Origin of the sequence: Shewanella bicestrii, from assembly GCF_002216875.1 — a bacterium.
GTDB lineage: Bacteria > Pseudomonadota > Gammaproteobacteria > Enterobacterales > Shewanellaceae > Shewanella > Shewanella seohaensis.
Genome location: NZ_CP022358.1, coordinates 1,976,228 through 2,000,191, shown reverse-complemented (window position 1 = coordinate 2,000,191; position 23,964 = coordinate 1,976,228). Strand labels below are relative to the sequence as shown.

The following is a 23,964-nucleotide window of genomic DNA, read 5'->3' as shown; positions in this document are numbered from 1 at the left end:
GAAGGTTTAGTCGCTAAAGAGTTCCAACAACAAGCCTTGTTAATAAGGCTATTTACTTGTTTTTACTTTTACAACTTCACCTGGATAAACGTAATTTAGGTCTCTACCAGTGAAATAATCTTTATTGATTTCCAGAAACTCATCTAAAGACATATTAAATTGGCGACATATTTGATAAATAAAATCACCTTCTTCAAGGACATAATTACGCGTAAGCTTCGACTCTTCCTTATTAACAGGTGCTGGCTCAGAAAACTCTTCGGCAAGAGGATTAACCACTTTTGAGTCTTCTGATAAAAGCTCTTTGACTTTTTCTATTTTATCTTCAGTCACAATATCGTCACGAACAGACAAGGGCTCAACTGTTAGCTTTTTCTTATGAAATCGATATTTAACACCTAAACTGAAAGCATATTGATCTAAATAATCTGAACTAAAAGACTGATTAAAACCCATAACAACCGCCCAGTTATTATTAATATTGTAATCCACATTAAATTTAACGTAAGGGTTCACTTCTTTATCTCTTGCTTCGTTCCCTATGTCAAGGTCTGCCAAGAAACCGCCTGAAATTGCAAAATTGGTTTTGTCGGCTAAAGGAAAATTCAGTTTTAACAAAGCGCCATACTGAAGAAAGTTGTTATTAAACTGCCCTGAGTTCCAATCAATGTACCTAATTGTGTTATCGAACGAGACAAATTTATAAAGCGGCACATCAATATCTAGGGCGTAACCGATACCAAAATCAGAACTGTCTTCCGAGTTCAGTTGATTCACAAAGTCTAACTTTGGTGTAATGTAAAACAACTCTTCATATTCTGTTGCATAACCTGCAACAGAATAAATTACAGGCATTAATACAATGAGCTTTTTAAACATATTAAAAGTCCAATCCAAATACCACAACAAATGAGTCCGAGTAACTGCCAGTAACAACTTCATTGACTGTTTTATCGCTGTAACCGACGGTTAAGTTGAAGTTGATTTTTGTTTTATCACTTCCAACGGGGGCCAATACCACGCCAGCATTATGCAATACAGATGTAGTCATCTTGCCTTTCTCGTCGATAATGACTTTGTCATCGCAGGTGTCACAGTGAACGTAATACGGAATTTTTTTCTCTGTTTGTGAAGTATGAATTAAAGAATAATCTTTTGAATTATCAAACTTCATTTTTATTCCAGTATTGAAGTAGCCAAGCGTCTCGATATTAAAGCGTGTTTCACCCTTCACAGTCCCAGAGCCATATTGGGGTGGCATTACACCGCCGTTTTCTGGAGTCACAACCAAGGAAGTAAACACTTCGGGGAGGTAATTCACTTGGAAAGTCAAATTAAGTAACAGGTTACGATAGGTAAAAATCGACATACTGTTGTAGAAATAGTAACGAACCGGAACATTTAAGCTGCCAACATAAACACCTTCTGGTTTTCCCTTTAATGCTGTTAACAGGTCTGGCAGTTGGAACATTGGCCTCACAAAGTAAAAAGGAATGTTTTCTTTTGCGTTAACTACTGGATAACTGGAAATACATGTGTAGCTAGGCGCGGTGTTATACAATAAAACTCCTGATGAAGTTTGTTCAGGACTACATTGCCCTTTTTCTAAACCTGAGCCATGTGAAGAGTCACTAGTATCGATGGATGAATTAAGCCCACCCCAATCGAACTCAAGTCCGTAAATTCCGATATTTACTTCAGCTTGGTTGGTTCCATTGGTGAGCGTTACCAACGTGGTTCCCTTTTCGACTGCCGGAATCCATTTTTTTGTTGGCTCCAAACCCGAGAAAATTTCTGACGTAGTGGTTAAATAAAACGAACCAGCATACGCTCGTGCATTCTCGTATCGAATATCCTCACCTTTAACCGTCACATTCACCGTCAATACATAACTTGATGCACTGAATATTAATGAGAGAACGAATAGAATTAAATGCTTCATAAGCTGTACATCACCTGTTAACGCTCTTTCGCAGGAACGATGATTTTCTTTCGATAACTTTCGTCATGGTTTAGTATCGTGACATTGAGGTCTTTATTTACTAAGCCTTTTGGTAAATCAAAGCTCTTTTTTCTACCTTTGATCAGGGTGTAAAAAACGCGACACGAGCTTTCTTTCACACCTTGACAGTTATCAATCAATACTCGAAGCATAGTATTACCTTTGTTACGGATAGACAGACTGTTGCCCGCAACATCAATGTCGTAATCAACCTTTGGTTCTTTTGCCGGAACAATTAATACTGGCGCGTATCCAACGAAAATGTTGACTGATTGTTCACCTGACTCAGTGGCGTTAGCATACGGCTTTGGCACGAAAACGATTTCGTAGGTGCGATCTTCATCCCATGAACAGCTGCCACCACAGATTGCTCGAATACCAAGACTTTTTGTCCGACCGGGTTCAATAATGAATCTGGGATTACTGACTGCGACCGTCCATTCCGACAAGTTTTCGCGTGTATATGGTTTGCGCACTAATTCGCCATCTTCCGTGGTCATAATTTCATTGATTTTCGTTTCAACGAAATAAACCAACTCTTTATCATTAGTCACAATGAACGACGCGTTGCCGTTTTCATCCGAAACCTGCATCATTTTGTCGAGATACACTGCGCTGGATAATGTGGAGAACAGACTGAAAAACGCTCCAACTAATAATCTCATTTTCATATTACTTTCTTACCTCACCAATATTGATTGGATTATTTGCTTTCGCAAATTTAAGTAGCATATCCATCTCCTCTAACTGTTTATTTGAGAGAAGGCGTTCATCTTCATAAGATACATAGATAGCAACTCGCTCGCGCTTATCTAGCATGTAAACTTGCATATCTTTGTTTTCAATATTAGATATGAAATCGAATATGTTTGAATCCTTATAATACTCTCCTAAATATTTAACGGTCTTATCGCTATCAGGATGACCAGGAACAAGAATCGATTCACCTAGCCTTAATTCAGGAAAGCAATAGTTAGTGCCGTAGTTAGTTTTATCTTGATAAATTTCCAGCTCACACACCAAACCATTCGCTTTTAATGTGAAAGGCAGTTCATCAAATACTGTGATATCGAAAACGCCGTCATAAAGCTCATAAATATATAAACAGCCCGCACCATCACATGTTAAATGAGCAATCGGTGTATCAAAAATATCTTTAAATCCTGAAATCACTTTTTTGGTAGTACCGACACTGGTGCTTAACTCAATCACACCCGATGGATACGAGTAACCCGAGGTGTAATCGCGACCATTGTTTTGCAGGTCACCAACATCGGTATTCAGCTCAATCGCATACTGTCGGTAATCAGTCATTGGAATAATCGTCTGGTCATTGTAGACCGAGACTTTTTTCAACTGGCCATCGCTATCTTTCACGGTTAAGTACGCTTTGAGCTTATTGTTGTCACTTGTATGCTGTTGACCGCCATTGCGCTGCAGATCAACGATGCCATAACTACTGCTTTTATTTGCGGTCACGTAGCCTTTACCGTTGGCAAAGATTTGTGATGAATCAAGGCCTAGCGAACCCCCTCTCTTGCCTTGTGTATCAGCAATGACTAACCCGTTTGCATGTAAATAGTCATTTCTATAATTGCCCGAGTAAGAGGCATCAACTCTGGTCGAAGACTCAGAGACATTGTTATAAACATGACTCACTTCACCGTAATCGCTGTAATTTTTTCCATCGATGATCGACGCCGCCGACAAAGTATTTCTAATTGATGATACCTGACGGTTATAGCCGTGAGCAGTAGAGCGATAAGAAATAGAATTTTGTGGTTCCAAATTAATAGTCACCGACAAAGTCCCATCAAGTTTGTCTAGTTCAAAGCCCCCTACCAAAGAATTTGTTGTGTAGCCGAGATTGAAGTCAATGCGAACATAATTATTAATCTGACGTCCCAAACCGAACGATAAGTTATAGTTTTCATAGTTAATTGACGTCACATCACTTTGGTTAAAGTTATACGCACCGCTTAGTCTCGCTTGACCCAAGTCAAAAAAATTAAATGAGCTACCTATGTAGGCTCGTTTAAAATGGCCATAACCGTACAGCGTAGAAGCCAAATTACTGTCACGACCACCTTTGTATTCTTGGAAAGAAGTGGTTAATAAACCCAAGTCCACCGTAGTATTAAAATAAGTTTCGCCACTGTTGGCAAAGTTATAGGTTGACTGGAGAGACAGATCCCAAGGCAAATCGAACGTTAAGCCCGCAGTCGCGATAGCCCCTAAGTCACTGCCGGTAACACCTAACCCTAAAAGGGTAGAATTGTGTATTTTTAAACTTGTTAGTCCACGCACAAACATCAACTCGTCTTCTTGCTCTTTATCGATGATGTTTTTGCTTTCAAGCTGTCCGACAGAAAGCAGAAAGTCGTAATCGTTCAGCGCCAAGTTGTCAGAACGTTTGTTATAGATAGTGTGCGCTTCACGTAAGAGCACATTGTCATTATTGCGAATTTCTAAAATGACATCGTAAATACCATATGGCAGCTCAGAATAAGAAACAAACTGCTGACCTGGTGCCGTGTTTCGGTTTAATAGTATCCGACCATTATCAGCATCTTTGACGATCAAACGGCCAACCGATGGAGAGAAGAAATAGAGTTGTTTGTTTTCGTTCTTCCTACCCAATAACAGATTGTCTGATGATCCAAAATCGATGGTTCGTTCGGTTACCCCATTCAGTGTTGAGCCTTCACGTAAGAAATCTGTACTGTTCATTGATTCATGACCAATAAGCTGCCCAACTCGTAAACTATATCGGTCAAAATCGAGATGGTACGCAAGCTTGTACACGTCGAAATCATCGCTGTAACTCTGGTATTGCACCTCACTTTGAATGTAACCATACTTCAACCCAACCATTAACTCATCGTTAATGCTGTAGTTGAATTCAGAATCATCATATTTGTCTAAATCAATAGAAAAATGATTAATGGTCGCTGGATTATCTTTTTGGGTTTGTTGGTATTTTCCATCAACTTTAGAGTTGGCTTGATTGACTAAGTTAGGGCTAACGAAAAACAGTAATCGTTTATTGTCGTAATCTAAAACCAACGCATACTCTTCGCCGGTAGGAACCAAGACACAGTTAGACAGTACTTTCTCTTTACACTCATTATTTCTAACCGTGACGCCATCTTTCAGGTCGGCTAAGATTTTTGTGACATACTGATTTTTCAGATTGTTGTCCAACAATATGCCACTTAGTTTTAGACTTTCGCTAGAATCGTCGCCCAGCTTTACGCTATCGTAGGCAACCTGCAGCACTACATCACGATAGTCACCGTTTAACTGCTTTAGCTTTAGGGTTTGTTTTTGGTATGCGAAGAAATCTTCAAAGCCTTCGGGAACATTCACTTCCATTGAAAAAGTGCTAGATGAAGTCACCAAAGAGATGCAGATAAATAATTTGTATACACCTTTCATAAATCATACCTAAAACCTATCACAAACGATCCGTTACAGCTTCTAACGTTCTCATCACCTATGGCCTTAAACTTAAGCATCAGATCATGGGTAAGTACGCTACTTATTGAATCAAATTTTGTATCTGAGTAAATATTCGCTTCACCAATCTTCATTGGTTCCACTTTGTTATCGATATGGACGTTAGCGATACTGTCATAACCATCTAGCTTATTTTCGGCCTCTGGTCGTAGTGAGGAGTAGCAACTCGAGACGTTATTTATCAGGAATAACTGGTAGCCTGTTACTTCTAATTGTGAATCGAACGAATAGACATCAGATTCAACAGTGAGTTTGACTGGTTTATTTGCAAACGAACTGATAACTGGATCATAAGCCAGCGTGATTAAACTCGGTTCGAGTTTTAAATTGACCGTATCCGCCAACATGTTTGAGCGGTCAATATTAGTCGAGACCTGAAACGTATGACTTTTATAATCTGCTGCGGAACTTGGAACCATCAGAACCAACAGTGACGCAAAGCTACAGACAATAACTTTCACGTGATACTTCCTAACTCAGTGACGAGGGATAACCAGAATTAGATTGCCCCTCGTCGACTTCTAAATTACAGCTCTGAAGCCACGACTGTTACTGATAGTGCAGCGGCTTGACCTGCATATGCATCAATCACACTTGTATCAGCAGTAGTAGAAGCAGCGTTTAGAAGCAGGATATCGCCTTTATGAGTAGCAATTTGAGTTACACCAGTTGAAGTCACTGTCGCTAGTTGAGTGCCGTCATTCCGTACTGACCAGTCGATACCTGTCACAGGCGTACCATTTGCGTAGAAAGCGACATCAGCAATCGTCCACTCAATAGAACGAGCTTCTGTACCGCCTTGACCGTCATCACGAGTGGTACTTGAAACTAAGTCACCAACAACTGGAGCTGCCGCTGTCCCCGTATTATCACGCGCTTCAAGTTGAATGTTTGGAGCTACGATTGTGCCATCTTGAGCACGCATTAGCTGACCGATAGGCGTTACTAGTGCACCATTCTCACCTGTAATCAAAAAGCCATCAGATTGAATAACACCAGGGACAACACCCTGCCAGTTCGCGGTAGCAGTTGCAGTATCTCCTTTTGCCGCATTTGCGCCTTGAGCTACCAATGTGATTGCGCATGCAAAAAATAGTTTGCTTAATTTCATTATCTTTACCTCATAATCTTTAGAATTTTAAAAAGCACAACAAAAGTACAACAAAAGTAGTACAAAGGCTGCTGTTCGGGGAGAATTCTAGCTTTGTCACGCAATCAACAATTAGCATCTTTAAATTAATTTAAGTGGCGATGCTAATTTTCGCCCTGCAAACAAAAGTAATAATTTAATAACAAAAAATTAAACCTAAAGATACGCAATTAAAGAATGCAAACAGAAGAACAGATGAAGGAAACTATCGCTGCCAACAATCTTTCATTTCCCTGAAAGTTTAAATCTATTAAAACGTTAAAAACTTTACAGCAACTCAAAAAAGAGGCTGTAAATAAAATAAGCTATGTAACTTAACATATCTTTTAAAATCAACTTAGTGTGAGGTAGTAAATGACTTTAGAATCTGTCCCATTGAAATTAGTAGAAACATGGTTTTGGATGGTATTTTCTTGCAACGAACCAGCCGTCAACAAAGCAGGAAAAGTCAATATAGAGAAACATTTTGGTAGCATTGCAAGGGCTTTAAAGCAATACCCTGATTTACAGCAACATGCTCATCAAACTGTGCAATAATATTGTTATATAAAAACTAATGGATAGGGATACATAGTGTTTCTATGAAAAATTGTTACATTCTAAAATCATGCCTTTATGAAAGTACAAGGAATCTAGCCGTTGAATTACGGTTTAAATATCAAAACATTTTCAGCACAAAAGTAAACGGTGCGAATAACCTTACTGGTAAACGAGAAAGTATAGTAGGGGTAGAACTTCTTCTGGATTTTAATTTCCTATTAGAGCGGGGAGTTTCACACACTGAAATTAATGACATTATATCCCTCGGAGAAGCAGCCCACAGCGCTATAGATTATGCATCACAACTTACTAGTAAAGGTGTTGTTTTTATTAACCTTGAGCGCAGCAATCTGTGTGATGTAAAAATTTTAAATAGGGTAATTAATTTAAATAAAATGCTTAACACTCTTGGTGTACAGTTGGTTATTGAAATCACTGAGAGAAATTATTGTGGAAGGTGCTTGCGCATTATACAGGGTTTAACTCACTTAAGATCTTTTGATGTGAAACTAGCATGTGATGATTATAATTTTATAGGGCATGAGCTAGGCGCGCGTGATGTTGAACTATTACTTTATTATGACTATATAAAATTAGAAATGCCTGTTGGCGAAGCTGATGTTAACAGAATGAATGAGTTCATTAAATACTACGGCTCCGACAAGAAAATAATTTTGGAAAAAATTGAGGAAAATGAACAGCTCAACAATGTTGATTTGGATAATGTTTGGGGGTTGCAAGGTTTTGCTTACTGCAAAGGAATACAATTACCAAAAAATATACAGATTAGTCTATCACGCGCACCCCATAAGTAGGAGCTAAAAAACCTAATATGCCGACATTCCAATGAATTAAATAAAAACTCCTTCATATATATAATAAATAAATTATTACACTTAACCAACAATGATTTACTACTCCGTTAATTTTTAGCAAAAATTATTAATCAAAGAATACACAAAGTAATCTCTCTTCCCCAGAGTTTATTCTTACGCAGATAAGGAAACTTACTGAATACTTTTAGTGCGATTTTACTTTTAACGCCCCATTAAATTCGATATTGATAGCTTTGGAGGGGCTTTTACTACTAAATACACATGGCCTTAACTCTATTACTATGTACCCCATTTGATGGCAATAAACCTGTATACACCTGTAAACTTCTTTCCCTACATTACCTTTCAATATCCTGAACCGATACTTTGCTGTCCAGACTATATGATATTGATATCGCCAGGACACATGCGATGCTTGCTCGTATCGTCTCATGTTATTTGCCTATTTTGACTTCGCTAAAAATCAGAGATGTATTTAACATGGGTAGATATGCAGGCAAGGCCACTATTGATGATAACCCCCACTGAAGTCGGTGGTTTAGAACTGAAAACAAAAGGTATAACGTTTTGGTATATATAAAACTAATGTAGGAGTATTACTAGCAATCTTGAAGTTATGCTTGTCCAAGCTTTCCCAAAGTAAGTGGATATAGGATGAAAAGTTACCCTAAAAAGATAGAGATCAAGCATTAGCATATTACAGAGACTGGCAGAAAATGATGATCAGTTAACTCAGCCAAAAGCAGTTAAACTCACACTCCTAGATCAGTATTTAATAAAGAATCGTGAGCTCGTTGCGAGCGAGTTTATTGATCGCTTTCGTCACCTAGAGTATGAATTAACCGAATTAGCCCTAATACAACGCGTGGCCTTTGATAACTTCGCTGAGTTTACACATTGCCTTACTTTAGCGGGGCGTTTTGGCTGTTTAGCGAGATTAGTGCGAGGGGGAGATTTTTCGGGGACTGATAGTCTGCACATTTGGCCGCTGCTAGCGGCACTCGCCGTTAATGACTCACCCACGATCATCGCCTATAAAAAGCAATTTGTGCCCCCCTTTTTAAGAGGTCATAATGTGACAGTCTTAGCCTGCAATGCTGTATATGCCATTCTAGGTGCCACCCCCGTTACAAAAAATTTACGAGAAAAACTCACAAGCCTAAATGATTCGAAATACAGTATGGCGATGCTGCAAAGTCTCGCGGCCATAATCAATCAGGACATGGACTCGTTTATCGACAATATCAGCATCATGGTCAAGTCTAATCGCTCGCAACGGGAATATTCGCCACTGGAAAAATGTTACTGTGTAAATGCACACGCTTTAGTCAATCTCTGGCGGTTTCATACGACCAATGCGTCACTACGGCAACTTGATTTACCCCTACCATGGCAGAATGAATTAAATGCGTTTTTTACTTCAGGTCACGAGTCAATCCCAATAACATTTGATCCCTTAGGTGAGTGTGATTTAAGTGATCTGCCCATTGATCAAAATACTCTGGCGCTAATCCATTCATTAACAACATAATGAGGTAACAGAGGTTAATCCAAATGAGTGTTATGACTTTATTTTGGCAAACCAAGAACCGACTCAGGCGTAAAAGCTAATGGACATCAAAGCACTAATTGAACAAATAGAGAATACTGACTGGCTAAGCCAAGCAGAGCACATCTTAGCGATTTCTCAATTACAAATTGAATGGGATTGGTTACCGAGCAGCAGAGATCAATCCGATCCTTTCGGAGGAACATATCCTACTAAACCAGACGAACTGATCTACGACAAAGAGGCTGAGAAAATGGTTTATAAAGCCGCATTGAGATCGTTGCGAAGCGTTGGTAAGGCTCATCCTAAACTCGTCGATGGCCCCCATAACTACACTGAGGCAATGAAAGGTAGCGCGCTGTTCGCTTGCAAACACGCAGCTAAAGAGGTCCTTTCCAATCAGCCAGGAAAGTGGGTAGCAATCTTAGCATTATATAATCGCGGCGTGTGGCCATGTGGCATAACACAAACTGGGGAATTGGTGATCCTGTAAAAACAGTCAGGACACTATAGCTGCTTCGTATTCAGCAACCTTCAGTGTTACAACACCTAGCTAAAGTTGAAAGTCGCACTCGATTACTTAAAGTTGTTGCTAAGTTTATCGCCTTACTGGTTAAACCTATGACTTCCTTTCAATCTCTAGATAGCAGTAAAAAGCCAAATTACAGACACAAAAAAGCCCGCAACTGATTAAAATTGCAGGCTTTATTGTTTATGAATTTGGTCGGTATGAGAGGATTCGAACCTCCGACCCCTGACACCCCATGACAGTGCGCTACCGGGCTGCGCTACATACCGAAAATTTTCGTGCTTAAATAAACCGACTTAGTTAAGCTTAAGCACTTGTTACTTAAGATGCTATCGAGTGGGGTTCACCTTAAGTGACGCAGACTTTATCAAGTGGATTGCATCAACGCAAGTGCTTAGTGAAATGAGTTTGACCAACTGCTTAGTTTCTGGTCTGAATGGTGAGTTTTTACAAGAACCATAGCCTCTTTTGCCCCTAAATACGGCGGAGAGGCCCAGACTGTGACCTGAGGCGAAACTTAAGTTTTCGCATTCAATATCAAATTAAGAAACATCTGCTAAGCTAGTTATCATTAATCGTTTCAGTGCAATAGATTGCTTTTTAAGCATAAATTTTTGATGAAAAGGAATTATCATTGCGTCTACCTGCTGTGAATAGCGCCCATTTAAAGTTAGCCACCTTCCTCGGCCTACTGGGTTTAGTGCTTAACATCTACCCTATTCCGCTCTTTGCCAACGTCCAGCTTATTTTAGGTAATGCGGCGGTGGTGATAGTGGCCATTCTGCTTGGGCCTTGGTATGCCCTATTTACCGCCTTATTTACGGCAACGGGCTTGATGTTGGCCTGGTCTAGTGCCCACGTGTATCTGGTCTTTTTGCTCGAAGCGCTGTGGTTAGGGTTTGCTCGGCGCAAAGATGTGCCTATCTTGTATGCCAGCATAGGTTATTGGTTACTGCTCGGCTTGCCATTAATGAGTTTGTACCTGTGGTTAATTACCGGCATGCCGAGTTACCACATCCCCTTCACCACGATAAAACAAGCCTTTAATGGGATTTTTTACACGACTCTCGGCGAGCTTTGCGTGGTGGCACTCCCCAGTTTGTGGCATTTAAAAGATAAGTTAGTGAATCACACTCGCCGCACTATGAGTGCACAGCTTAGCTATCTATTTATTTTGATCACTACCATCAGCTTACTGACCTCATCTTTAGTGTTTAACCATTATTTTATGGATAAACAACAGGTGTTAATTAATCGGAATCTCGATGACACTGGCATATCTCTCGGGCATGCCACCGAGAGCTATATCGCGGTCAACACCCGAACCATTGCCAGTGTAGGTAAATTTATCAGTGATTCTGGCATTCCCTTTGAACAGTGGCAAACCACACTTAGCAGTGTACAAGGACTCACGCAAAGCTTTACTACCATGTTTATTGCCAATGAACGGGGTGAGATAGTCGCAGGTAGCCCAATCGAAAAGTTTCAGCAATTAAAGCAAATGGGAAAAATGTTTACAGTGAAGGATAGGGACTACTTTATCCAATCCTTTAATCACCACAACACCTTTGTGTCGCCAGTATTTGTGGGGCGATTTATTGGCAAAGAAATTATCATTGCCATCAGTGCACCCATTTTCAAAGAAGGCACAAACGACACCGTAGGCATAGTGCAAGGCAGTCTCGACTTAAGCTTTTTCTCGAGTATTGATAAACAAAATCAACACCATGAGACACAATCCATCATCTTATTAGATGAGAAGAAAAATATCGTTTATGCCTCTGAAAGGCTCGGGCTCACCCCATTGGCCCCCTTTAATTTCGTCACCGGCAGCACTGAGTACCGCACGCGATTAAAACTGATGGATATCAATCAAACCGAGGCGGATACCCCTGAGTATATTTATGCTCACCACCAACTGAATAATGGCTGGCATCTGTATGTGGTTGAGCCATTTGTCCCGCTACTCACCTTGGCTCAGGAACAGTACACCAAGACCATAGTGCTGCTCTTGCTTAGTATGTTAGGTGCCGTGATTATCGCAAAGGCAATCAGTCGCTTAACCACGACGCCCCTCGCCTTACTCGCACAGCACTTTAGCCAGACCAAAGATGGCAGTTTTAATGAGGAAAAGTTTGAGCATGAGCTGTTAGATAACAGTACCCCTAAAGAAATCTACAGCCTGTACGAGAGCTTAGAGGCCAATCAGCAAGCACTGCTCAGTTATCAACTCGAGTTAGAGGATAAAGTCAAACAGCGCACCATGGACTTGGAAATCGCGAATCGCAAACTCAAAGATATGGCGGAGCGGGATTCACTCACCAATCTGTATAACCGCCGTTATACTGAGAAACAGTTCCTGCATATCCAAGATCTGTGCGAGCGTGGCCAAGATGCGATTGCCGTGGTGCTACTGGATCTCGACTTCTTCAAAAAAGTGAATGATACCTACGGCCACCTTGCCGGCGATGAATGCCTGCGGGTAATGGCGGAAGTATTATCGAGTCACTTTAAGCGCGATGTCGATTTGCTCTGCCGTTACGGTGGTGAAGAGTTCGTGTTGATATTACCTATGTGTAATACCTTGAAAGTTGAGCAACATCTTAATGATTTCCGTGAGAAACTCGCTAGCGTGGTGATTACTAACCCGGCCGATCAAGTAACCTTTAGCGTCACCGTAAGCATAGGCGCCATCATTGCCGATGCAGCTTACAGCTCAACGCTTGAAGTCTGGTTAAAGCAGGCGGATGAGAACCTGTATAAGGCTAAGGAGCAAGGGCGCAACTGCGTGGTTTGCACCCTTATGAGTGCTTAGTTCGGCATGTGCGCGGCGCGATACTGGTCAATCCGCGTTATCATGTAGGGGAAAAACGGATTCCATTTTTGGCGTAACATTTCCGAGGCGGGCACGCTATACACCCCACGCTCGCCACGGGATGCAGCCGCGCCAATTTGGATCCTGAGTAATTTTTCATTATTTTTAATGCCATACAGCCCATCATCCTCATCGAATGGCAAGGCCACATGGGACAAGGAATACACGCCCGCAGGCCAGTGCAAAGATAACGACTCCACCTCTGGCTCGCTGTTATCCTGCGGCATAACCCCAAACTCCCGAGCTTGAACCTGCGTCGTCTCGCTGTCTTGATTTTCAATCAAGGTGCCACGGTAATGGATACTATCTCGGGAAGTCGGTAATAAGCTCGGCAGCGGATCATTGACCATCAACTTACTGTTTATCACGGTTCGGTTCATATCAAACAGCACTAACTCATGGCCCTTCTCGGGCAGAACTTGGTAAAGCAAATCCACCACGGCGGCACTTGAAACAGTTGCATCTGCGACGGATTGAAAGGTTAAAATGTCAGGGATCTGCCCACGCTGCGAAGGCGTTAAGCCACTCAATAGGCTCTGATTACGCAGCGCTAATTGGTAAACCACATCACCCGCGTTTACCGCAAAAGAAGTGTATTTAAAGGGATCGTATTCCATTTGAATACTGTTCCACTGCAACTTATCTAAGTCGAGTAAACGGCCAATCCAGCTTTGCCAACGGGCAGCCGCCGCAATCGGAGCAAGCCCAATGGCGGGCGACATAAAAATCATCCCCGCGTAATCGGGCGCTTTTTCTTGATTGATGAGCTCAAGTTCATGGTTTAGCGCTACCGCGGCGCCCGTTGAAAAGCCAATCACAAACAGCGGCTTACCTTTAAGCTCTTGTTTCATATGCGCCGTCGCCAAATTCATCGCGGCGGCTAAGTCCTGCCAGTACAGGCTCGTCAAACCACTCGGAATGGTGCCATGGCCAGGGAGTCTTAATCCGAGCACATGGGCTTTGCCTTTAAAATGTGCCGCCACATTGGACATGGCATAGGGCGAATCTGACATACCATGGAGAAGGAGTACGCCAAAGGGCGCATTGGCCTTGGGCCACTCGAAGGTGCGATTCCAGTTATGGGGCCAACGGGCGGGATCCGACAGGCTATTTTTAACATAACGATTCACGGGTGATGCATCCGTCGCCGAGACTTTTTTAAGGACTTTATTCTCCACTTCGGCAAATAACTTATCTTCTAAGGCGATGTAATCACTGAATTTGTCTAATTTGGTGTTGTAGCGAAACTCGTTTTTAAGTTCTGTGGTGTGCCAGAGGGAGAGATCGGGTCTGGCATTGAGAAAGTGTATCCCTGTCACCAACAGGGCGACGGCAATCCCCAAACAGGCATAAAATGCCGCGAAAAATAGATGCTTGGTTGAGCCTATGATGATGGCTTTCATTCTCGTCCCTTGGATCCCATAAAATGCGCAATTAGATTATAAGGTTAGATAAAAAAAAACCTCAACTTTCATGTTTAAGATTTGATCTCGCAACCATTTAGTTTCGGCAGCGCGCCTAAGTTAGGGTAAAATCCGCCCCACTTTGACTCCCATATTCGACTCTTATGCACATTGGCCCAGCCGCAGCGACCTATGCGTTTTATCTCCCCAATCCCCCACTCATGCCTGAAGATTGGCATTGGTCGCAGGATAACGCGATAGCAGAGCTTATCGCCTTAAATGGTAATCATTGGCGTAAGATATTCACAATTATGGCAAAAATTTGCGCGCCCAGTGAGGATTGGCGCGATTATCGCGACAATCAGTTACTCAAACAGCAGCAAATGCTGCTGACAGGTGCCAATGCCCTCTCACCACATGCCAATATTCATATTGTCTGTGGGCAAGCTGCCGCCACAGCATTAGGGATTGCTGCCAATAGCAACATCACCACTAACACACTGCAAACAAACGCGCAGCGAACACCCGAGCTGCAATTGATGCAAGACTCGCAAGCTAAACTGCAAGACGTCACAGTGATGCTGCAAGCACAATCCCCGTACTCAAGTTGTGTACTGCTCACGCCCTATTTAGACTATCGCCAATACTCAAACGCTTTGATTGCCCTAACGCGTTGCCACCTTCAAGCGAAGCACCGCTAATGGAATACGGTTAAGCACAATGTGAATAAGTTCGAATCGAGACACTTGGCGAGATTGCATTAAGCATTCGCACATAAAAAAGCACCCGATTAGGGTGCTTTTTCGTTAATTTTCAGACCGTAAGCGTCTTCAATTAATCGTAAATCGTGGGGATAGGTTGACGCTTATGCTGCGTGGCCTGGTAGATATTGATAAGCTTTTCTTCCACGGCTTTATCGACGGCTTTCCCTTCAAGGAAATCATCGATTTGCTCGTAAGTCAGCCCGAGCGCCACTTCATCTTCGAGTAGCGGTTGATTGTCTTCCAAATCCGCGGTTGGTGCTTTATAGACTAAGGACTCTGGTGCGCCCAAATACGCCGCTACCTGACGCACTTGGCGTTTGTTGAGGCCAAATAAAGGCGCGAGATCGCAGGCACCATCGCCCCATTTAGTATAAAAACCCGTGATATTCTCGGCGCTATGATCTGTACCCACCACTAAGCCACCCACTAAACCGGCTAACTCGTACTGGGCAATCATGCGCATCCGCGCTTTCACGTTACCTTTAATAAAATCGACTTTCGCCGCATCCGGTGAGTGCAATCCCGCTTCGACAAAGGCCGTTAAGGTGGCTTGATGCACACCATCAACCCCTTGATGCACATTGATGGTGACTAATTTGGTCGGCTGAATAAATTGGCAAGCTTGCTGAGCTTCGTGCTCATCTTTTTGAATTTGATAGGGTAAGCGCACCGCAATAAACTGATAGCCGCCGTCAGGATGCTCGCTATTGAGGCTATCAACGGCCAACTGGCATAAACGCCCTGCCGTGGACGAATCCACACCACCGCTGATCCCAAGGACCAAGGCCTTGCTGCGGGCTGCTTGCAGTTTAGATTTAATAAACGCCACACGACGCTGCACTTCGAACTCAGGATCGATTGTCTTGAGTACCTTCATTTCTGTTAAGATCTGCGCTTTCACCGAAAATTCCACCTTAATATTCGCTGTTATTGGGAGCAGTGATTCGGCTAACGTTATCATTTATTCGGGTCTGCCTGTAGCAAAAATTAACATCCACAGGGTTAATTGTTGAGAAAACGTCATTGGCTCAAATTTTTTGTCTCTCCCAAAAACAACAAGGGCAATAACGGTTTGCCGCTATTGCCCTTATTTACTTAAACCTATGTAGGCTTATCTTTCCCAGTAAGATTCTTCTAAGCTGTCTTCACGCTCAGGTAAACCGCGGGAGAGACGCGGACTGTGCTGCGCCAACACCTCGTAAGCCACGCGGTTAGCATACTTACAAATTTGGGAGAATGACGAATAGCACAGACCATCACGCTTGTGCTTGCTTGAACCTGGCACATTGGTCTTGTGGAAGGTATTGGCTGCCAAGTCGTGCAACAATGCCGACAACGCGCCATCACCTGCACCGTTGGTGTTACCGATTTTCTCTGGGCCGCCCATGTAAGGCGAAATATGCGCAAACACTTTAATAGGGTTTTCGCAGTCACGCTTCAGCTTAGGACGCGAGAACTCATAACGGTTAAATTCGGGGATAGCACCGGGTAGCAGTGTATGGGTGGTTTCACGCTTTTCGGCATCATCGGTATAACCCGCGGTGTAAAGCCCGATTGGGCCAGCAGTAGTTAACACCATATCACACCACTCGAGGGCTTTTTCGCTGGCAAGCAGCGGATCGCGAAATCCGGTTAAGGCCTCACCTTCATCTTCGTTCATCGCCAAAATGGTCACATGCTCTTGGATAAAGTTTTGCCACCAGACCGGATCTTCTTCGATTAAGAAGCGTGTGCCTAGAGTCAATACCACGGGGACTTCGGCTGCTTTGGCATATTCAATCGCGCACATGGCCGCATCGGTGATCCTGTCGCCGCCGCTGGCACGCATTAAATAGGCGGTTAATACCAAGGCAGAGCTGCCCTGCACTACGTCTTTATCAATGTATTCTGGGGTTAACTTGTCCATCGCGCCTTTACTGATCGCAAAGGTACGCTCACCGCAATCCGAAATCAGGGTGAAACAACGGCCGATAGGACCATCGACGGGTTGCAGGAAGTTAAGGTCAACCTTAGAGGAAGTGTTGCAAAGATAACGGTAGGCGTAACTGCCGACTTCGATATTTTGGCTCATCACCCCAAACAATACTGAGCGATCATCGGCCAAAATAGAATAATTGTGCACTGTGTTACCAATAGTGCCGCCCGCAAACTCATCGCTGATCAAACCGTTTTGTTTCAGCTCGGTATACAGGGCATGCGCTTGCTCGTCATTGATAAGCGTCGAATTGCCCTTAGGTAAACCATAACGGCCGAGCAACTCATCCTCTACCTTGGCTTCGATATCCACTAGGGTTTGATCGATACCGCTGACATAAGTCGAAAAGGGTTGAGGTTGCTGCGTTAATTGCTCAAGCAATGGGTCACGGGTTTTGACCGGAAAATAATGTTTCGATTTGCGCTGACCGGGAAACTTCATAGTGGCTCTCTTTTCCTGGCATCCATGCTAATGGGCATTACAATGAGCCTGCGCTCATCGTGTCCTAAAAATAATGAGTCTAGGCTAGAGAGATAAAAAATCCACTCCCGAGCCACAAAGGGCGCAGATTCTACCATAAAATCAGCATGAAACTAGGCCGTCTTTCGGTTTCAACGGGAGAAATTTACCGTCACTCTGCGCGTATCCAAGGTTGAGCTTGTTCTTGCACCAGTTGCCTGAGCAGCTCGATATGGAGCTCATCATCATTTAGACAGGGAATAAAGTGATAGGCCTCACCGCCCGCATGCAGGAAAGTCTCTTTACCGCCAATGGAAATTTCTTCTAAGGTTTCAAGACAATCGGTGGCAAAGGCTGGGCAAATGACATCGACACTTTTCACGCCTTGGCGGGGTAAATCGGCCAGCAGCTCATCGGCATAAGGCGTTAACCACTCTTCTTTACCGAAGCGGGATTGGAAACACACCTGCCATTGTCCTTCGGTTAATTCCAGCACCTGTGCCAATAACTTAGCCGTCGCGCGGCACTGCTCAGGATAGGGATCGCCTTCGGTGGCATAACGCAGCGGAATACCGTGGAAGGATAAAATCAACTTATCGGCCTGCCCATGGGTTTTCCAATGGCGCTTAACCGAATGCGCTAAAGCCGCGATATAGGCGTCATGGTCAAAATACTGCTTGCTAAAACGCAGCTCAGGAATGTCACGCACTTGGGTAAAATACTGCGCCACCGCATCGAACACACTGGCGACGGTTGAGCAGGAATATTGCGGATACAGCGGCAGTACCACGATACGTTCGGCGCCTTGGGCCTTGAGTTTGGCAAAGCCGCTCTCAATCGAAGGATTGCCATAGCTCATGCCCAGTTCCACCGGAATGGTTTGATTAAAGGTCGCGCTCAGATCCGTAGCTAACTTTTGCGCCTGCTGCTCGCTTATCACCATCAGCGGCGAGCCCTGCTCCGTCCACACGCTCTGATAAAGTTTGGCCACCTTGGCGGGTCGGGTGTTAAGGATTATCCCCTGCAAAATCGGCTGCCACAGCCAAGGGGACAAATCGACGACCCGAGGATCACTTAAAAACTGTTTGAGGAATCGCTTAACCGCTTTGGGAGTGGGTTCATCGGGCGTGCCGAGATTGACCAATAACACGCCAAACGCAGGAGAGGGAGAAGTCAATGTGGTACCTTTTATCAGCCAAATACCTCGGCAGGCTAACATTCGATCGCCAATAAAAAAAGCCTGCAATAGCAGGCTTTTTCCTAATATGAGAACTTGTTCTCGAATTTAGCAATGATGCTTATTTCAGCACGCTGGCTAATTGTGCACTCACAGCCGCTACCGACTGAGTACCATCAAACTTGTGGTATTGAGTGTTACCCGCCGCAGCCACTTTGCCATAGTATTCAACCAATGGCTTAGTTTGCTCGTGGTAAATGCCTAAACGCTTACGCACTGTCGCTTCTTCGTCATCTGGACGAATCGCTAAGTCTTCGCCAGTCACATCGTCCTTGCCTTCCACTTTAGGTGGATTGAATACCACGTGGTAAACACGGCCAGAACCTGGGTGAACGCGACGACCGCTCATGCGCTTAACGATTTCTTCGTCTGGCACATCGATTTCGATCACGTGATCAATGCTGATACCGTTTGCCGCCATCGCATCCGCTTGTGGGATAGTGCGTGGGAAACCGTCTAACAGGAAACCTTTAACACAGTCGTCCTGTGCGATACGCTCTTTAACCAGTCCAATGATCAGATCATCAGAAACCAGTTGGCCTGCATCCATCACTTTCTTCGCTTCTAAACCCAGCGGAGTACCGGCTTTAACGGCAGCACGTAACATGTCGCCAGTAGAAATTTGTGGGATACCATACTGTTCCATAATGAACTGGGCCTGGGTACCTTTACCGGCACCTGGGGCGCCCAATAGGATAATGCGCATCTCAAGAGTCCTCTTTTTCGCATTGATATTCTTCTTAGGGCGGCGATCTTCGCACATCTGGCCGCCATTGAGAAGGCTTTTAGCTTCGACTTTAGCCTCAGAAACCGCAAATAAATCGCAGTTTTGCGGCCAATTTAATCCTTAATAGAGCAAGGTATAGAGCTTACGGCGATACTGATTCGCCAGACTATTGCCTTGCCCAAGCGCCGTTAAAATCTCCATAAAGACTTGTTTTACTTTGCCATTTTCAGCGGTTAAGTCTTTAGATAAGACACTGTATAAATGTGCGAGCGCTTCTTCGTCTCGGTGGGCCGAATGCAAGGCCTTACAAAGTTCGAGTAATAACACTAAATCCTGCGGATTATGCTCGAACTTCTGCTGCAAATCACGAATTTCTGGCGTGTCCGCCGCATCCAAGGCAAGGGTTAATTTCGCCTTTAAGCTCTGGTAATAACCATCTTGGTCGGCAAGGCCAATCTGCTCGAGTAGCAGCTGCGCTTGGGCGAGTTCACCTTGCATCAAGTACACATCGGCAAGCACTAAACTCACCTCGGCCGCCTGATTGGAGGCGCTGTAGGCGTCTTTCAGTAACACGGCCGCCGTGGATAAATCTTCCGCCGATACTTGGCTTAAGGCTAACAGGGCTTTGGCTTGCTCAAGCTGTAATTGCCATAAGGGTGGCAAGTGTTTCTCCAGCATAGCGTTGACCTGCGCTACCTCTTGCATGCCCGCAAAGCCATCTATTGGCTGGCCCTTATCGAGCACTAAGGTGGTCGGCAGTGCTTGAATGCGGAAATAGTTAGCGATTTCCAGCTCGGTTTCGCAGTTCACTTTCGCCAGCACAAAACGGCCAGCATGCTGCGCGGCAAGTTGCTCGAGTGTTTGCACCATGGCAACACTCTGCGGCTGTGGCTGGGCCCAAAACACCATCACCACCAGTTGCTGCATCGAAGCATCAACCACTTGCTGAATATTGTCTTTCGTTAGATCGAGGATATTGTCCATGGTTTTCCTTACTCCCAAACTGGCACCTCTACGGGGAAATGCCCTAGGATAATGCGACTCGCGGTACCTAAAACGGAATCGGGGCACTTGTGTCTCGACTCAAGTGCCCCGAATGTCTTACTTCAGGTTCGCCAATAGCATTTGGTTCATCAGCTTAATAAAGGCCGATGGATCCGCTAGGCTGCCCTTCTCCGACAATTGCGCCTGTTGCAATAACAGATTCGACCAATCGGCGAAGGCGGCTTCATCTTGAAGATCGTTTAAGCGCGACACTAATGGGTGCGCTGGGTTTACCTCAAACGTCGGCTTCACCTCTGGCACTGGCTGACCCGCAGCTTGCATCAGTTTGATCATCTGGCTCGACATCTCACCTTCACCCGTCACCACACAGGCTGGGGTATCGGTTAAGCGTGAAGTGACTTTCACATCGGCCACGCTAGCGCCTAATGCCGCTTTAATGCGTTCAACCAAAGGCGCAGACTCTTCGGCGAGTTTCTCCTGCGCTTCCTTCTCGGCCGCATCTTCCAGCTCACCTAATTCCAGCTCGCCACGGGTGACTGAGTGCAGTTGCTTCTCTTTGTATTCGGTTAAGTGATTGATTAACCACTCGTCGATACGTTCTGACATCAGCAACACTTCGATGCCTTTCTTACGCAGCAGTTCTAAGTGTGGGCTGTTGGCCGCGGCTTCGTGGCTGTCAGCAACAATATAGTAAATCTTGTTTTGGCCTTCCTTCATGCGGCTTAAGTAGTCATCGAGTGACACAGTTGGTGCCGCGCTGCCAGTATGGGTAGACGCAAAACGCAGTAAGCCTGCAATACGCTCGCGGTTTGCAAAGTCTTCCGCAGGGCCTTCCTTCAACACTTGACCAAATTCGGCCCAGAATTGTTGGTATTTTTCCGCATCGTCTTTTGCCAATTTTTCCAACATACCCAGCACGCGCTTAGTGATACCAGTGCGCATCGCCTTGGTGATGTGGTTGTCCTGCAAAATCTCGCGAGACACGTTCAGCGGCAGATCGTTTGAGTCAATCAACCCCTGCACAAAGCGCAGGTAAGATGGCATAAACTGCTCGGCGTCATCCATGATAAACACGCGCTGAACAAAGAGCTTCAGGCCATGCTTACGGTCGCGGTTCCACAGATCCCATGGCGCTTTTGAAGGGATATACAACAGGTTAGTGTATTCCTGTTTACCTTCTACGCGGTTATGGCTCCACAGCAGTGCGTCTGTGTAGTCGTGGGAAATGTGCTTATAAAATTCTTGGTACTCTTCGTCACTGATCTCAGACTTATTGCGCATCCACAGCGCAGTCGCCTTGTTCATGACCTTCCAGTAACCTTCGGTAGCGGGGATTTTTTCACCATCTGGGCCATCGCGCTCAGGGGTGCCTTCCTGCCACATTTCAACGGGTACGGAGATATGATCTGAGTATTTTGTGATGATGGAACGTAGGCGCCACTCATCGGCAAACTCTTTCTCTTCATCACGCAGGTGCAGGGTGATCTCAGTACCACGGCTCGCCTTAGTGATGGTATCGACGGTGAAACTGCCCTCACCTTCCGATTCCCACAATACGGCTTCATTGGCCTTATGCCCTGCCGCACGGGTGCGTACTGTGACTTTTTTCGCCACGATAAAGGCGGAATAGAAGCCCACACCGAATTGACCAATAAGCTGCGAGTCCTTTGAGGCTTCGCCTGAGAGGTTTTTGAAGAATTCAGCAGTGCCCGATTTGGCGATCGTGCCTAAATGCTCAATCACGCCATCGCGGGTCATACCCACACCGTTGTCTTCGATGGTCACAGTGCCTTTTTCTTTGTCTGCGCTGATGCGCACACGGAGCTCACCGTCACCTTCGTATAGTGCGTCGTTGGTCAACGCAAGGTAACGCAGCTTATCGGCCGCATCCGCAGCGTTGGAGACCAGTTCACGCAAGAAAATTTCTTTGTTGGAATACAAAGAATGGATCATCAAATGCAACAGCTGTTTGACTTCAGTTTGAAAACCATGAGTTTCTTGTTGTGACATGAAATTTTCCTTATTTGTTACGCAATTTGGTTAAAGCAAACGCTTAGTGATTAATAAAATGGGGCTGTAAATCCACTTTTCAAGGGGGGAGATAAAATCACAGATCAAATGGCGAAAAATAAGGCAATCTGAGGCGAAAACACGGTCAATGGCCGAGATATTTGGGAAGTCAGTCGTGAACGAGGGAGGCTAACGCTGCGAACAACAACACGTAAGAGCACTGCTCAATACTCTTTATTCACATCATCCTGCACCTATAAAAGAAAAACCCGCGAGCACTGGGCTGGCGGGTTTTCTCTTTAGGCCATCACACGCTACAGCGGGATACGCCCATTGAAGGACAGCGCTAAGGTGGTGCTGTCGACATATTCCAGCTCACCACCCACGGGGACGCCGTGGGCGATACGGCTGATCACCACCTTATGGCGCCGTGCCATATCGGCAATAAAGTGCGCGGTGGCCTCACCTTCTACCGTTGGATTGGTCGCGAGGATAAGCTCAGCAACATCGCCCGAGGCTAAGTGACGCTCTAATAGCGCCAAGCCTAATTCCTCAGGCCCCACCCCATCGAGTGGTGATAAATGGCCCAGCAATACAAAGTAGCGACCGGTAAAATGTCCACCCGCTTCAATGGCTAACACATCGGCCGGCGTTTCGACCACGCAAATCGTCGACGAGGAGCCGCGTTTATGGCTAGCACAAATCGGACAGAGGCTTTCTTCAGTGTAGGTTCGGCAAGACTGACAATGACCGATATCGCTCATGGCACTCGACAGCGCCGAGGCTAATTTAAGCCCAGCTTTTCTATCGCGCTCAAGCAATTGAAACGCCATACGTTGAGCCGATTTAGGCCCAACCCCTGGCAAACAACGCAGGGACTGAATTAACTCGTCAAGCAGGGGGCTAAATTTCATTGTCTATCTCAATTAAAATGGCATTTTCATGCCTGGTGGTAATTGCATACCGCCAGTCACTTCGGCCATTTTGGCTTTTTGGTTTTCTTCGATACGACGCGCGGCATCGTTACACGCTGCGGCAATCAAATCTTCTAACATCTCTTTATCGTCTTCCATCAAGCTAGGATCGATTTCGACTTTACGGACTGTGTGTGAGCCAGTCATGGTCACTTTAACCAAGCCAGCACCTGATTCACCGACCATTTCCATGCGGGCAATTTCTTCCTGCATTTTTGCCATTCTTTCTTGCATCATCTGGGCTTGTTTCATCAGATTGCCCATACCGCCTTTTCCAAACATAGTCATTTCTCTTCTATTAGGGTTAGTCGCAAGCTTTTAAGCTGGCTAATCTTACTGAAATAAATGAGATTGGCAATCAATGCCGATATCCCATCGCTAAACTTATGATCTTGATAGCGAGTTTTTAA

The 23,964-nt window shown here is 44.6% G+C and carries 21 protein-coding genes, 1 tRNA gene and 1 pseudogene; 6 read left to right on the top strand and 17 right to left on the bottom strand.

The window, feature by feature from the left end; all coding sequences use genetic code 11:
- Positions 1-48: 48 nt before the first annotated feature.
- The 6 genes from CF168_RS08795 to CF168_RS08770 all read right to left on the bottom strand — a co-directional run bounded on the left by CF168_RS08795 (position 49) and on the right by CF168_RS08770 (position 6,632).
- Complete coding sequence (locus tag CF168_RS08795; RefSeq protein WP_089067621.1) at positions 49-879, bottom strand: outer membrane beta-barrel protein; 831 nt, start codon at positions 877-879, stop codon at positions 49-51.
- Between the two features lies 1 nt (position 880).
- Positions 881-1,942 carry a hypothetical protein gene (locus CF168_RS08790; RefSeq protein ID WP_089067620.1) on the bottom strand — a complete coding sequence of 354 codons (1,062 nt, stop codon included), beginning with the start codon at positions 1,940-1,942 and terminating at the stop codon, positions 881-883.
- Between the two features lie 17 nt (positions 1,943-1,959).
- Entirely contained in the window at positions 1,960-2,673 is a 714-nt protein-coding gene (locus CF168_RS08785) for a hypothetical protein (RefSeq protein WP_089067619.1), read from the bottom strand.
- 1 nt (position 2,674) lies between these two features.
- Positions 2,675-5,440 (bottom strand): TcfC E-set like domain-containing protein, encoded by a 2,766-nt coding sequence (locus CF168_RS08780; protein ID WP_089067618.1) that lies wholly within the window; start codon positions 5,438-5,440, stop codon positions 2,675-2,677.
- A complete protein-coding gene (locus CF168_RS08775) occupies positions 5,437-5,982 on the bottom strand; it encodes a hypothetical protein (RefSeq protein WP_089067617.1) in 546 nt (181 codons plus the stop codon). Before CF168_RS08775 ends, CF168_RS08780 begins: the two co-directional genes overlap by 4 nt.
- A gap of 65 nt (positions 5,983-6,047) precedes the next feature.
- Positions 6,048-6,632: a hypothetical protein gene (locus CF168_RS08770; protein WP_089067616.1), complete on the bottom strand. Its 585-nt coding sequence runs from the start codon at positions 6,630-6,632 to the stop codon at positions 6,048-6,050.
- Positions 6,633-7,025: 393 nt separating this feature from the next.
- Here CF168_RS08770 and CF168_RS22310 point away from each other — a divergent pair, with 393 nt between their 5' ends.
- Positions 7,026-7,208 (top strand): hypothetical protein, encoded by a 183-nt coding sequence (locus CF168_RS22310; protein WP_157705937.1) that lies wholly within the window; start codon positions 7,026-7,028, stop codon positions 7,206-7,208.
- 44 nt (positions 7,209-7,252) lie between these two features.
- Positions 7,253-8,026 carry a hypothetical protein gene (locus CF168_RS08765; RefSeq protein WP_089067615.1) on the top strand — a complete coding sequence of 258 codons (774 nt, stop codon included), beginning with the start codon at positions 7,253-7,255 and terminating at the stop codon, positions 8,024-8,026.
- A gap of 158 nt (positions 8,027-8,184) precedes the next feature.
- On the opposite strand, the pseudogene tnpA reads toward CF168_RS08765, so the two are convergent.
- Positions 8,185-8,480: pseudogene (gene tnpA, locus CF168_RS08760) on the bottom strand (IS200/IS605 family transposase); the annotation flags it as partial.
- A gap of 432 nt (positions 8,481-8,912) precedes the next feature.
- Between tnpA and CF168_RS08755 the strand changes: the two are divergent.
- Both CF168_RS08755 and CF168_RS08750 read left to right on the top strand, forming a co-directional pair.
- Positions 8,913-9,578: a hypothetical protein gene (locus tag CF168_RS08755; protein ID WP_240520075.1), complete on the top strand. Its 666-nt coding sequence runs from the start codon at positions 8,913-8,915 to the stop codon at positions 9,576-9,578.
- Positions 9,579-9,657: 79 nt separating this feature from the next.
- Positions 9,658-10,089 (top strand): hypothetical protein, encoded by a 432-nt coding sequence (locus tag CF168_RS08750; RefSeq protein WP_089067614.1) that lies wholly within the window; start codon positions 9,658-9,660, stop codon positions 10,087-10,089.
- Between the two features lie 228 nt (positions 10,090-10,317).
- On the opposite strand, the gene CF168_RS08745 is transcribed toward CF168_RS08750, so the two are convergent.
- Positions 10,318-10,394, bottom strand: a tRNA-Pro gene (locus CF168_RS08745).
- Between the two features lie 365 nt (positions 10,395-10,759).
- On the opposite strand from CF168_RS08745, the gene CF168_RS08740 reads away from it, so the two are divergent.
- Positions 10,760-12,940 (top strand): sensor domain-containing diguanylate cyclase, encoded by a 2,181-nt coding sequence (locus CF168_RS08740; protein WP_089067613.1) that lies wholly within the window; start codon positions 10,760-10,762, stop codon positions 12,938-12,940.
- On the opposite strand, the gene CF168_RS08735 is transcribed toward CF168_RS08740, so the two are convergent.
- Positions 12,937-14,403, bottom strand: a complete 1,467-nt coding sequence (locus CF168_RS08735) for an alpha/beta hydrolase (protein ID WP_089067612.1) — start codon at positions 14,401-14,403, stop codon at positions 12,937-12,939. The two genes, CF168_RS08740 and CF168_RS08735, sit on opposite strands and share 4 nt — an antisense overlap.
- Positions 14,404-14,567: 164 nt before the next feature.
- Between CF168_RS08735 and CF168_RS08730 the strand changes: the two genes are divergently transcribed.
- On the top strand, positions 14,568-15,104 hold the full coding sequence (locus CF168_RS08730; RefSeq protein ID WP_089067611.1) for a DUF6942 family protein: 537 nt from the start codon (positions 14,568-14,570) through the stop codon (positions 15,102-15,104).
- 133 nt (positions 15,105-15,237) lie between these two features.
- Here the strand turns inward: CF168_RS08730 and nadE are convergent, their stop codons facing one another.
- The 8 genes from nadE to CF168_RS08690 form a co-directional block, all read right to left on the bottom strand.
- Positions 15,238-16,068 (bottom strand): ammonia-dependent NAD(+) synthetase, encoded by an 831-nt coding sequence (gene nadE, locus CF168_RS08725; RefSeq protein WP_089068936.1) that lies wholly within the window; start codon positions 16,066-16,068, stop codon positions 15,238-15,240.
- A gap of 210 nt (positions 16,069-16,278) precedes the next feature.
- Positions 16,279-17,583: an inosine/guanosine kinase gene (locus tag CF168_RS08720; RefSeq protein ID WP_011623008.1), complete on the bottom strand. Its 1,305-nt coding sequence runs from the start codon at positions 17,581-17,583 to the stop codon at positions 16,279-16,281.
- A 190-nt stretch (positions 17,584-17,773) separates the two neighbouring features.
- Positions 17,774-18,820 carry a ferrochelatase gene (gene hemH / locus CF168_RS08715; protein WP_167373605.1) on the bottom strand — a complete coding sequence of 349 codons (1,047 nt, stop codon included), beginning with the start codon at positions 18,818-18,820 and terminating at the stop codon, positions 17,774-17,776.
- 79 nt (positions 18,821-18,899) lie between these two features.
- Positions 18,900-19,544 carry an adenylate kinase gene (adk, locus tag CF168_RS08710; protein ID WP_011623010.1) on the bottom strand — a complete coding sequence of 215 codons (645 nt, stop codon included), beginning with the start codon at positions 19,542-19,544 and terminating at the stop codon, positions 18,900-18,902.
- Between the two features lie 141 nt (positions 19,545-19,685).
- A complete protein-coding gene (locus tag CF168_RS08705) occupies positions 19,686-20,549 on the bottom strand; it encodes a co-chaperone YbbN (protein ID WP_089067610.1) in 864 nt (287 codons plus the stop codon).
- Between the two features lie 117 nt (positions 20,550-20,666).
- Positions 20,667-22,580 (bottom strand): molecular chaperone HtpG, encoded by a 1,914-nt coding sequence (gene htpG / locus CF168_RS08700; RefSeq protein ID WP_089067609.1) that lies wholly within the window; start codon positions 22,578-22,580, stop codon positions 20,667-20,669.
- Between the two features lie 314 nt (positions 22,581-22,894).
- On the bottom strand, positions 22,895-23,494 hold the full coding sequence (recR, locus tag CF168_RS08695; RefSeq protein ID WP_023265729.1) for a recombination mediator RecR: 600 nt from the start codon (positions 23,492-23,494) through the stop codon (positions 22,895-22,897).
- Positions 23,495-23,506: 12 nt separating this feature from the next.
- Complete coding sequence (locus CF168_RS08690) at positions 23,507-23,836, bottom strand: YbaB/EbfC family nucleoid-associated protein (RefSeq protein WP_047540411.1); 330 nt, start codon at positions 23,834-23,836, stop codon at positions 23,507-23,509.
- Positions 23,837-23,964: the final 128 nt, after the last annotated feature.